8 protein-coding genes are annotated in these 12762 nt (G+C 32.9%); 5 read left to right on the forward strand and 3 right to left on the reverse strand.

Features of this window, described 5'->3' with window-relative positions:
* Positions 1-234: 234 nt before the first annotated feature.
* From B8963_RS13820 to B8963_RS13835, 4 genes are all read left to right on the forward strand, one after another.
* Positions 235-1794, forward strand: coding sequence for a sulfatase (locus B8963_RS13820; RefSeq protein ID WP_234989673.1), 1560 nt, complete (start codon positions 235-237; stop codon positions 1792-1794).
* A 75-nt stretch (positions 1795-1869) separates the two neighbouring features.
* Positions 1870-2565, forward strand: a complete 696-nt coding sequence (locus B8963_RS13825; RefSeq protein ID WP_234989674.1) for a 3-keto-disaccharide hydrolase — start codon at positions 1870-1872, stop codon at positions 2563-2565.
* A 530-nt stretch (positions 2566-3095) separates the two neighbouring features.
* The gene (locus tag B8963_RS13830; RefSeq protein ID WP_084062603.1) at positions 3096-4493 is read left to right on the forward strand and encodes a DUF1800 domain-containing protein; all 1398 of its coding nucleotides are present in this window, start codon (positions 3096-3098) and stop codon (positions 4491-4493) included.
* 10 nt (positions 4494-4503) lie between these two features.
* Positions 4504-5694 carry a DUF1501 domain-containing protein gene (locus tag B8963_RS13835; RefSeq protein ID WP_084062403.1) on the forward strand — a complete coding sequence of 397 codons (1191 nt, stop codon included), beginning with the start codon at positions 4504-4506 and terminating at the stop codon, positions 5692-5694.
* A 59-nt stretch (positions 5695-5753) separates the two neighbouring features.
* Here B8963_RS13835 and B8963_RS13840 read toward each other — a convergent pair whose 3' ends face one another.
* From B8963_RS13840 to B8963_RS13850, 3 genes are read right to left on the reverse strand one after another with little or no spacing between them, the layout of a single operon-like run.
* Positions 5754-7334, reverse strand: a complete 1581-nt coding sequence (locus B8963_RS13840; protein ID WP_084062408.1) for a ThuA domain-containing protein — start codon at positions 7332-7334, stop codon at positions 5754-5756.
* A gap of 9 nt (positions 7335-7343) precedes the next feature.
* The gene (locus B8963_RS13845; RefSeq protein WP_084062411.1) at positions 7344-8204 is read right to left on the reverse strand and encodes a hypothetical protein; all 861 of its coding nucleotides are present in this window, start codon (positions 8202-8204) and stop codon (positions 7344-7346) included.
* A gap of 27 nt (positions 8205-8231) precedes the next feature.
* Positions 8232-9467, reverse strand: coding sequence for a hypothetical protein (locus B8963_RS13850; RefSeq protein WP_143312545.1), 1236 nt, complete (start codon positions 9465-9467; stop codon positions 8232-8234).
* 230 nt (positions 9468-9697) lie between these two features.
* Here B8963_RS13850 and B8963_RS13855 point away from each other — a divergent pair, with 230 nt between their 5' ends.
* Entirely contained in the window at positions 9698-12751 is a 3054-nt protein-coding gene (locus B8963_RS13855) for a SusC/RagA family TonB-linked outer membrane protein (RefSeq protein WP_234989675.1), read from the forward strand.
* Positions 12752-12762 lie beyond the last annotated feature (11 nt).

Here is a 12762-nt window from a genome sequence, read left to right on the forward strand (position 1 = left end):
TGGGCTTTGCGCTGTACCTTTTTAATATGTCATTGCGAGGAGTTAGTGACGTGGCAAACTGCTACTGTCTAGTTTAAAAACTTCTTTGGTTAAGTTAAGTATTAAAAAGGATGCCGCTGCAATCCCTAACGCGGGTCAAAATGAAGTTTTAGTCATAAACAAATAAATATGTAAGCGATTAGATTTTAACCAATTTACAATATGTATCATTCAAAAATAATCTGTATTTGCTTAATGGTATTGTCAGTATTTGGGTGTAAAAAAAATAAAGAAACCCAAAAACAGATTGCCAAACCTAACATTCTATTTATTCTAGTAGACGATTTAGGCTATCACGATTTAGGTATTACGGGTAGCACCTTTTACGAAACTCCTAACGTAGATAAATTAGCCAATGAAGGTATGATGTTTACCCAAGGGTATGCTGCAAGTAGCGTATGCAGTCCATCTCGCGCGAGTATCATGACAGGTGAATTTACCGCGCGTCATGGTATTACCGATTGGATTGGTGCTAAATCTGGAGAGGAGTGGCGAACAAGAAAGCGACATGATAAAATGTTACCAGCAGATTATCTGCAAACGTTACCAGAAGAAGACGTAACCATAGCTGAAGCATTCAAAAGTAATGGCTATAAAACCTTTTTTGCTGGAAAATGGCATTTAGGAGGTGAGGGCTCTTACCCTGAAAATCATGGTTTTGATATCAATATAGGTGGTATAGAGGCAGGTTCGCCAAATGGTGGATTTTTTGCACCTTGGAACAATCCTAAATTAGCAAACAAAATTCCAGGCGAAAATCTTAGCATGCGTTTGGCAAAAGAAACAGCCAATTTTATTAATAAGCATAAAGACACTACGTTTTTTGCATTTTTATCTTTTTATGCGGTGCATGCGCCAATACAAACTACTGAAGCTAAATGGAAAAAATATCGAGATAAAGCAGATAGTATGGGAATTGTAGAAACGGGCTATAAAATGGAACGTGTTTTACCCATACGTCAAGTACAAGACAATCCTATTTACGGTGGTTTGGTAGAAACTATGGACGACGCTGTTGGTGTTGTTTTGAAAGCATTAAAAGATAACGGATTAGATAAAAATACTATTGTGGTGTTTACTTCTGATAATGGTGGCGTAGCATCAGGGGATAATTATTCAACAAGTAATTTGCCATTAAGAGGAGGGAAAGGTTATCAATGGGAAGGAGGTATTAGAGAACCCTTTTTTATCAAGGTGCCTTGGTTGAAAAATGAAATTTCAAAAACAGAGATTCCTGTTATTAATACCGATTTTTATCCAACGCTATTGGATTTAGCCAATATACCTTTAAAACCAGAACAGCATAAAGACGGTATAAGTTTAAAACCAATCTTAGAAGGAAAACAATTAAATTTTAACCGGCCTTTGTATTGGCATTATCCGCATTATGGTAATCAAGGAGGAGAGCCTGTATCCATAATACAAGAAAATAATTGGAAGCTAATTCACTATTGGGAAGATGGACATCAAGAATTGTATAAATTACCATCTACGGAAATAGATAATTTAAATGTAATTTCTCGTCATTCCGAATTAGCTGAAAAAATGGGAAGAGCATTAATGAACTGGTTACATAATGTTGGTGCAAAATACCCTGTTTTAGATTCGGAGTATAATGCTTCAAAAGCAGAAGAAAGATATCGTAATGCATTGAAAAACAAATGGCCAGCGCTAGAAAAAAACAGATTAGAAGTGCTTGCAAAAGATTTTCAGCCTAATAAAGATTGGTGGAAAAGTAAGGTTACCGTTGATTAAATTAAAAATATGCGTGTTATTATATATTTGGCAATAAGCTTATTTGTGTGTCTATCATCATGCAAAACCATCAAAGTGTCTAAAGAAAAAGAGACCAAGTTTCAATCGATTTTTAATGGTAAAAATTTAGATGGCTGGTATGGTGACCCAACATATTGGCGCATAGAAAATGGTATTTTGATAGGAGAAGTTACACCAGAAACAATTCTGAAACGTAATTCATTCATTATTTTTGAAAAACAACAACCCAAAAATTTTGAATTAAAATTAGAGTATAGAATATCAAAGTCTGGTAATAGTGGTATTAATTATAGAAGTGAGAAAATTGACAATTTACCGTATGCTTTAAAAGGCTACCAGTGTGATATTGATGGAGAAAACAAGTATACAGGTCAAAATTACGAAGAAAAAAAACGAACCACTCTTGCTTATATGGGAGAAACTGTGAGTATTCCGCAAATGCCTGATAGTATTACTGAGGATAACATACGTAAAAATGTAATAAAAAACAGTTGGCAAACAAGAACAGTTACTAAAACCATTGCTAAAAAAGTACTCGAATCAAGCATTAATCAGAATGATTGGAATTCGGTTCATTTAAAAGTTAACGGTAATAAAATGCAACATTATATAAATGGCGTATTGTTTAGTGAAGTGACTGATTTAGATGACATTAATAGGTCTGAAAAAGGCTTTATTGGTGTTCAGGTTCATGTAGGTCCACCTATGTTAGTTGAATATAAGAATATTAAACTAAAAATGCTGCAATAAGGGCTATTGTGGTAATAAAATAATATAGCTTTATATGTATACTGCAAATACAGATTATCAAAATTTTAAATATGTTTTCTTACCTAATATTTAAATGAAAGTAGCATATATAATCACAATACAACTCGAAATAGTAAGGCAAGTTACACCTTATTCCTCTAATTAAAAGATGGACAAATTTCTGGTTGAACAAATTGTAAAATAAATGAGTGGACAGTTGATAAAGACCATGGTATTATGATGCACGAACTGTATAAAGATGTTAGAGCAGCAGGTGTAGGCGAAAAAACGAACGGGCGTATTTATGGTACGGATCATCTGGCCGTTTTGAAGATACTTGGGTAAACTACCGAAAACCATAACGGATTCTATAGTAAAAAAAGAAAACGATAAATAAACTTTAGAGCTAGATTAAGCGCCACATAGTGTAAAACTTACTGAACTAAAACCTATATAAAATAAATTGTTTAAATTAAACTTTTTAAAGTTTTATAAGTCTTATAATCAACTATTAACAACCTAATATGCTAATGAATAAAAGAAACATACAGCATTTATATCTAAGGGGAGGATTTGGCATAAATAGTAATAAGCTAAAAGAACTAGAAGATAAGGCTACTAAGGATGTGGTAAAAGAATTATTCGATGATTCAGAGAATTATATTCCTTTGAAAATAGATTTGTCCGAATTGCGCATTATGGTAATAGATGACAATAAAAAAAACAGCGAAAAAACAGCGAAAAAGGAAGCTAAAATGCGGCTTCAAAAACTAAACAGGCAAAAAACAAAAGAACTAAATTATGCGTGGATAGATAGACTAAAACAGCCTAGGTCTATTTTAAAAGAAAAAATGACACTTTTTTGGGCAAATGTTTTCGTTTGTCAGGATAATAACAACATTTTTCATCTTCAACAATATAATAACACTCTCAGAAAATTTGCATTGGGTAATTTTAAGGATTTTGTAAAAGCAATAGCTAAAGAACCTTCGATGAGCAAATATTTGAACAATAGGCAGAACGTAAAAGAAAGTCCTAATGAAAATTTTGCTCGAGAATTAATGGAGCTTTTTACATTGGGCGTAGGTAACTATTCTGAAAGAGATATAAAAGCAGCTGCCAGAGCTTTCACAGGTTGGTCATTTAAGTTTAATGGAGATTTTTACTTACGCGAAAATAAACATGATTTTGGACAGAAAACTTTTTTTGGGAAAACAGGAAATTTTGATGGCGAAGAAATTATTGATATCATATTAGAACAAAAACAATGTGCGCGATTTATTTGTACTAAAATCTACTATTATTTTGTAAACCCGAAACCTAATGAAAAACATATAGAGGAACTAGCCAATTTTTTTTATGAAGATTATGATATAAAAAAATTGATGCATTATATTTTTAGTTCAGATTGGTTTTATAATGATGAAAATATTGGCGTAAAAATTAAATCTCCTATAGAGTTGTTGGTAGGCATTCAGACAATTGTACCTGTAGAATTTCAGAAAAAACAACAACTTTATAATTTGCAAAAACTAATGGGGCAAATATTGTTGAATCCGCCTAATGTTGCAGGTTGGAAAGGCAATAAAAGTTGGATAGATGCCAATACCTTAATGCTCAGATTAAAACTATCTGCTATTTTGCTAAATAATGCCATTATCGATATTGAAGAGAAAGGAGAGTTTGAGGATTCGTTTGATGACTATTATAAAATTCAGAAAAAGCAGAATAACTATATTAAAACAATTGTATCATGGAATGTTTTTGAATCTGAATACGGCATATTAGACCTGCCGGAATTAAAAGAAGTTTTAATAGTTGCAGAAATGGATAAAGATACCAATGCTTTTATTGAAAATTTAAAATTCTCAAGCAATAAAGACTTTTGCATACAATTAATGTCTATACCCGAGTATCAACTTTGTTAAATTAAGGAATATGGAAAGAAGAGATTTTTTAAAGCAAAGTTCATTAGCCAGTAGTTTATTTTTTGTCCCCAGTTTTGTCAAGGCTTTTGAAAATGTAGCTATCGAAACTTTAGGATTTAAAAAACTAGTTATCATACAATTATCAGGCGGAAATGATGGGCTAAATACAATAGTGCCTTATACTAATGATATTTATTATAAGAGCAGACCAAGTTTAGCCTTGCCAAAGCAAACGCTTTTAAAAGTAACTGATGAGATAGGGTTTAATTCTAATATGGCTCCTTTGAAAAATTTATTTGACAAAGGCTATTTAACCATAATCAATAACGTAGGGTATCCGAATCCAGATAGATCACATTTTAGAGCAACAGACATTTGGCATACAGCTAGTGATTCCAATGAGTATTTAAGCACGGGTTGGTTAGGAAGATATATTGAAAAGTATGGTAAAATGCCTTATTCCGGCATTGAACTAGACGATAGTTTGTCTTTAATTATGAAAGGCGAATTTATCAATGGCATTGCAACCAAAAACCCTTCAGTTTTGTTTAGAAATATTCAAACACCGTATTTTGAAAAAGTATTACATCATCAAAGTGATGTACATTTAAGTGAGCATAATTTGGGGTATTTGTATAAAACAATGGTGGAAGCTAAATCTTCGGCTAAATATATTTACGAAACAACTAAAACGTTTCAATCCACTTTTGATTACCCTAACAATCCTTTTGGAAAGCAACTAAAAACAACAGCGGAGTTTATTAATTCTAACCTAGATACAAAAGTATATTATGCTTCAATGGGAGGTTTTGATACCCATGCAGTACAAGAAAACAAACAAAATAAATTATTGCAAACCTATAGTGAGGCAATAGCTATGTTTGTTCAAGATTTAGAGAAAAACAATACCTTTAAAGATACTTTAATCCTCACTTTTTCTGAATTTGGTAGGCGCGTTAAAGAAAATGCAGCAAAAGGCACGGATCATGGTGCGGCAAATAATGTTTTCATTATTGGAAAAAACTTAAAATCACCTGGTTTTTATAACGATGCCCCTAATCTTACCAATTTAGATAGTAACGGCGATATAAAATATACCATTGATTTTAGAACAATTTACGCCAGCATTTTGGAAAATTGGTTAAATGCAAATCATTCAACTATTTTGAATAAATCATTTGATACATTATCCTTTATTTAATTTGATTAATTATTGGTTTGGAGTAATTTGGTTTGCAACCTTTTCTTTATAATTCATGATTAATGGGTGATATAGTTTTTGGAGTATTTTTTATACTTACTTGGTATTTTTTCAATCCCTTTAATTCTAATATCTTTATAAAACGCTTCGGCTGCTTCAGATTGTATTTGAATTCTTCCTTTTAGGAGTGGAACAGTTTTGTTCTCAGCATTTTTGTATTGAGAATTAAACAAGGCCATAACTACTTTACCGTTAACAATATGAAAACTGGTGCCTTCAAAACAAATCAATTCTAAAGTATTCCATTCACCGTGTGGTTTTTCATTATCAAAGCCTTTATTAGCATGTGCAGGGTACTTTTTTTCAATACTAGAGAATGTATTTAGTGAGCCATTTGGAAGGTAATCAAATTCTTTTTCTCCTTCCTTTTGGATTGATGGAATATCTATTTGTGTACCTGATAGTGCATAATAATCACCCATATCTCCTTGTTGCACTTGAAACTCTTGCGATTGCATCCATACATTCCAGAACTTGCCATAGGCTCCTGTGCAATGATACAAAATACCGTTATCCCTTTCGCGCAGTAATCTAGGTTCCCAAACTTTATCTCCCCATTTAAATTTTAATTTTAAATGATAGTTTTCATATTCTTTCTTTGAAGTTAAGGCACCATATATTTCACCTGAAATATGTATTACTTGTTCCCCATCTATTGTTTTAAATTCAAAAACATTTTTGGGGTCATTATTCAAACCTAAGGCTTTAAAATTTTTACCATCACTTTTTGGGTCAATATTACTTATTCCTTTAACTGTTGCATGTGGAGCACCAATATATTTATCCCAATATTTATATGGATTGCCTTCCAATAAATTCGCCCATTTTTTAGAAAGGGGTTTTTCTTTATGTTTGTTCGCTGCCCAAAATATAGCACCTTCTATATGTTTATAATACCTTGGGTCGTTGTAAATTTCTGGAGTATGTCCCAAACCGGTATAGAATACCCGTCCCCCATCATATAAATGGTACCAGCTTATAGGGTGATTATCGGTATCCATTTTTTTGCCTTCATATGATTTTTCGTCAAGTGATGCTAGTACGGAAACATGTTGACCTACAGGTTGTAGAAAATTATACCATTCATCAATAAAATCTTCTTCCACCTTCATGCCAACTATAGCTGGGTGAACATTAGTAGTATTTATTTGTAAAGTTGCCGACTGTACCTTTGGATGGTCCTTAAAAGTGGCACCAATCATTTCAGTGAACCAGTTCCATTCTTTTTCTGTATCCGATGCTGCATGAATACCTACAAATCCTTTTCCAGCCGCAAAATACCCTTGTAAAGCAGTTTTTTGATTTTCAGAAAAAACATTTCCAGAAGTGTTTAGAAAAACAAGAACGTCAAATTTTAATAAATTTGAGATAGTAAAATCATCTGAATTCTCTGAAAAATACATTTTCCAATTATTAATGGCACCCATTTTTGATAGAAAATCAATTCCAGTAGGTATCGATTTATGCCTAAAGGCCTCTGTTTTAGAAAATACCAAAACATTTAATTGTTCGTTTTGACTATGAGTAATTGCAAAATTGAAACAGATTAAAATAAGGGTGAAAATTGCTTTATATTTCATGTTTTCAAGTTATTTTTTTATTTCTGGGTTTTTGTCAATATAATTGGATAAAATATTCTTGACATCTGTTACGGTACCTTGTTTAATTCCGCCATTAGTTGCGCCAGTTATCCAGTAAAAAACCATTCCGGCATCGGAGCAATCCCATTTTCCTTTTTGGAATTTTACAATATCATCTACTTCAGCAATGTTTCCAATAGTCCAGATCAAACGTATTCTTGGGTCGGTATGATCTCTAGCCCAATCCCATTGGTCATGATCTAATTTTAAATTGATGTTTTGATCAGGAATGCGCACTTCTTCAATGCCAAAATCAAGAATTTGCTGCCAAGTATAAAAATCCCCAGCATTATCATTTGCAGGATGATGTGTTACCACTTTTACAAATTTGTGTTTTTCTTTTGGTGTTTTTTTTAAGGCCATTCCTATAATATCTGGTTCCCCAGCTTCAATTATCCATAAGGGATCATCAATTGAAGAAGCGTTTATAGCCCAGCATAAATCATTAATTGTTTCTTCTTTCTGCCATATTGCATCATAAAAAGTTAAATGATCAAAACCACCCCAGCGTCTTGCGGTCATATCACAAGCTACTTGCATTAAATGATGACGTTCTTTTTCTGCTTTTTCTGAAATACGATCATCGCGAACCAAATCACAACTGTGTGAATAGTGGACCAATCTGTTTTCTAAACCTGCGGAACGCAGTAAGGCAAGGGATACAGCCGTACCCCCAAGATCATCTGGATCTGGAGAGTTTCCATCGGCAACAATGGCAATTCTACCCTTTGGAGCGTTAACTGATTGTGCAATTACACTGGCAACCCATAAGATTAAGGTGCATGTTATTATTACTGTTTTTCGATTCATTCTATTGAAATTATGTTACTTTAAAATTTAGTTTTGTGAAAAGGAAGATGGAGCATCTTGTATCAGCGTGCCTTTACCAACAGGGGTGAAAATAATTCCAGCCCAACGACCTCTAGTCCATTCATTGCCATCAGTGGCAACCTTAGCTTTAACTGTTATTTTAGCTCCTTTTTTAATTTTGATATTTTCCCATAAAGCATTAAATGCTTTCCCTTCTTCAAAAAGATTTTCAGTTAATGGGGGTGCGTAGGTTCCTATTTCTTTGCCATTAATTAAAAGAGTAAAAATAGAACTACCATCATTTTCGCCAACTCCAACAAAAACGATGTCATATTTTCCATTTTTAAATTCAAAAGTTGTAGTTGTTTCAGCTATTTCATGTTCTTCTGGGTTAATGGCAAGCCAATTTTTACCATTAATATAAAAGTTTGTGTCCTTTATTGGAAACTCTAGTGAAGCAATGCTTAAATTTTCTGGTAAAATTGTTGCAATGGTTTTGAAATAGGAAGCATTGGAACCTTGTATTTTACTCTCAAGTTGTGATTTTTTTATTATCAGCACGTCTTGATCTTTTCCTGCCGGAACGTAATTTGTATCTTGTGTAAGAATAAATTTATCAAACTCAAAACCGTCTTCGCGCATACTAAACTGAATCTCATGTAAGCCTGCTTTATCTATGTCTAAATAAATTTGATTAGGAACCCCACAATGTTCCTCTTTAGTTCGTTGTTTATTGCTCCAGGTCCAATTATTTTTGCCATTACACCATTGTATTCTTTTACCGGTTTCAGGCCATGTATTATTTAAGCCTACATGAATGCCATTGTCCTCACTGCCTGTACTATAGGCTCTAACCCAAACATAATATCTTCCTGGTGTATTGAATTTTATAATATAATTTAATACGGCAATTTCCCCTGGAATATCGCTAAAATTTTCACCTTTAATAAGTTTGTCTTGATGTGTAACCCTGGTGTCGGGTAAAATTTCTAGATACTCTGAATTACTTGCATTTGTAAAATGAGATTCATCTTCATCGTTTTTAACACTTGCTGATTCGTTTTTTGAAACTCTATACCATTGTCTAATTTCTGTTAAAGTTTGTTTGTTAAAAAATTCAGCCTCTACAGCCACCAAACCATTACTTTCAGCAAAAACTGCATCACTTTCAAAAATAGAAAGGCTTAGTTTATGTTGTTGCGAATGTAAAAAGGTATGTGCAAATAATGCAATAATAAAAGTTTTAAGAAGTAAATGTTTCATTAAAATAAGATATTCTAGTTTTAAAACTCCGCTTTTTAGTAGCGATGAAATTGATGTAAAATAGAATGTAAGATTTAATTTACTACCCTGTACTATCCTGTTCTTTACATAAAGGTTCTTATTATCAGGTTTTTTAATCAATTAAAATAATATAGCAGGTAAGGACAGGATGGTTTCGTAATTTTTAATCAATAATTTTATGATATTAATAACAAAATAACTAACTATTTATGAATTTCAAACTCAAATTAATGAACCATTTAGGTTTTCGAAAAACATGTGTGTTTTTGTTTTTGTTACTCGGTTCAGTAACAATGGCTAACGCACAATCAGTTTCGGGTACTGTATCTGCCGATGGGCAGCCACTACCTGGAGCATCAATTGTTGTAAAGGGTACAACAAAAGGAACAACTACGGATTTTGATGGTAATTTCACTATCGAGGCTAATGCAACTAGTACATTATCAATCTCGTATATTGGTTATACCACTAAAGAGATTTTAGTAGGAAATCAAACTCAAATAAATGTTACACTTGAAGAAGGTAATAAGTTAGATGAAGTAGTTGTGATTGGTTACGGTACACAACGTAAATCCGATTTAACAGGTTCGGTATCTACTGTTAGTGCTGAAGATATTACATCAGTACCGGTGTCACGTGTAGATCAAGCACTCCAAGGTAGAGCGGCTGGGGTACAAGTAACACAAACAAGTGGAGCTCCTGGTGCAGGAACTTCTATTAGAGTAAGAGGTGGTAATTCTATTACAGGAAGTAATGAACCGCTTTGGGTAATAGATGGAATTGTAGTTGGGTCTAATTTTAATTTAAATAATATTAACTCAAGTGATATTAAATCTATTGAAATATTAAAAGATGCTTCTTCTATTGCTATTTATGGTTCAAGAGGTGCAAATGGAGTTATTTTAGTTACTACCAAAAACGGTTCGGGTATTGGAGGTGGTAAACCACAGGTAAATATTGGTACTTATACAAGTATGCAATTAGTCCCTGAACGTCCAAAGTATTTAAGCCAAGCGCAGCAAATAGATTATACAAATGAAGATGCGCGATTTAGAGGTGTGGCTGAGCCATTCCCTGGAAACCCATCGGATTATCCAGACAATGATTTTTTTGATTTATTATTGAATGCATCCCCTATCCATAATGTGGATGTTTCAATTGCAGGTTCTTCTGAAAATGGAAGCGTAAATTATTACAACTCATTAAATTATTTTAACCAAGATGGTCTAATAGATAATTCAGGAATTAAGAAATATATTTTTAGATCAAATATTGATTTTAAATTAAGTGAAAAATTAAAAGCAGGATTTAGAATTAACTATTCTAGATTAAATCAAGATAATGGTGTAGTAGGTTATGGAGGTCTTTTGAATATTCTGCCAACACAACCAATTTATAATGAAGATGGTTCTTTTAATGGTTTTAATGATGTCATTGGTGCGCCATTTAATAATCCTGTTGCTACAGCACTGTTAGATACGGACAATACCGTAACCAATAACCTTTTAGGAACTGTTTATTTAGAATACAGCCCAATAAAAAATTTAATTATCAGATCCACATTTAATCCAGAAATAAATAATTGGAAACGCAATGAATTTACTTCAAGCCAAAGACCAGATCTTACCGTAGTAGGGGAAACGGGGAATGCTAGAATTACAGGAGTTTCTTCATTTGGCTGGAACAATGAGAATACCATACAATATACAACAAACTTTGGCGAGGATCATAATTTAATTGCTCTTGGTGGAGCATCATTTCAAAAAGTAACAACTGAAAATTTTGAGATGCGCGCTTTTGGAATAACTACTGATGCTACAGGTTTTAATAACATAGGTTTAGGAACTGATCCTACAAGAAATGTCGTAGGTAGTGGTTATAGTGGTTTTCAAATTGCTTCATTTTTCGGTAGATTAAATTATTCGTATAAAGATAAATACCTGTTAACTTTAGTTGGTAGAACAGATGGTAGTTCTGTCTTTGCCCCAGGTAATAAATGGGAGTTTTACCCATCAATTGCGGGTGCTTGGAAAATTTCAGAGGAAGCATTTATGCAAGATCAAGATTTTTTTAAAGACCTAAAATTTAGAGCTAGTTATGGTAAATCAGGAAACCAAGCCATAGGTCCGTATAATACTTTAGCAATATTAGAAGAAGCCAATACTACATTAAACGGATCCGAACAGCCTGGTTTAACGCTTGGTAGGCCTGCAAATCCAGATCTGAAATGGGAAACTACAAGTTCACTAGATTTGGCTTTAGAAGCGTCTCTTTTTGGAGGTAAAATTTTCACAGAATTTAATTATTACTATAAAAAAACTGACGACTTATTATTGAATGTAACTATTCCAAGACAAACAGGATTTACAAGTCAATTACAGAATGTTGGATCATTACAGAATAAAGGCTGGGAGTTTTTAATAAATTCTACTAATATTAGAAATGACAATTTTAGCTGGAATTCAACAGTAACGTTATCATCAAATAAAAACAAGGTACTGGACTTAGGAGGACAAGAGTTTATAGACGTTGTTGTAGATCAAATTGTTGGTGCAGGTAACTTGAGAATTATTGTGGGAGAAACGGTACCTGTTTTTACAGGTGCTAATTATTTAGGTACATGGAAAAGTCAAGATGAAATTGATGCATCTGGCTTAAATGCGGGTACTCAAATAGTAGGAGGACCTAAATTTGAAAATATAAATGGCGATGGAATAATTTCTAATGAAGATTTTATTGTGCTTGGTAGCCCTTTTCCTGATTTGATTTTTGGTTTCGAAAATAACTTCTCATACAAGAACTTTGATTTTGGTTTATATTTTCAAGGTACAGTTGGTAATGAAGTTTATAATTTAAGAACAAGAGGAAATTTCTGGACTCGTGGAGAAAATCCAAAGTTTATAGAAGTTGCCGATAGATGGACGCCTGATAATCCAACTTCAGATATTCCAAGAGCAGGACACGATGGTGTTTCAAATATTTTTCCAAGTTCATATGATGTAGAGGATGGATCTCACCTACGTTTAAAAACTGCAACTATAACTTATAATTTACCAATTGATAAATTAAATTGGAAAGGGGTAAAGAAAATGTCTGTTTATGCCTCAGGTACTAACTTATTATTATTATCAAATTTTAGATTAATAGATCCGGAAACCAGCGCATATGGTAGTAATGGATTAGGTAATATAGCTCAAGGTTTCTCTAATGGAGAATACCCAAATGCTAAGGTTTTAAGCTTAGGATTAAACGTAACTTTTTAAAAAAAAAATAT

Source organism: Cellulophaga tyrosinoxydans (assembly GCF_900176415.1).
Lineage (GTDB): Bacteria > Bacteroidota > Bacteroidia > Flavobacteriales > Flavobacteriaceae > Cellulophaga > Cellulophaga tyrosinoxydans.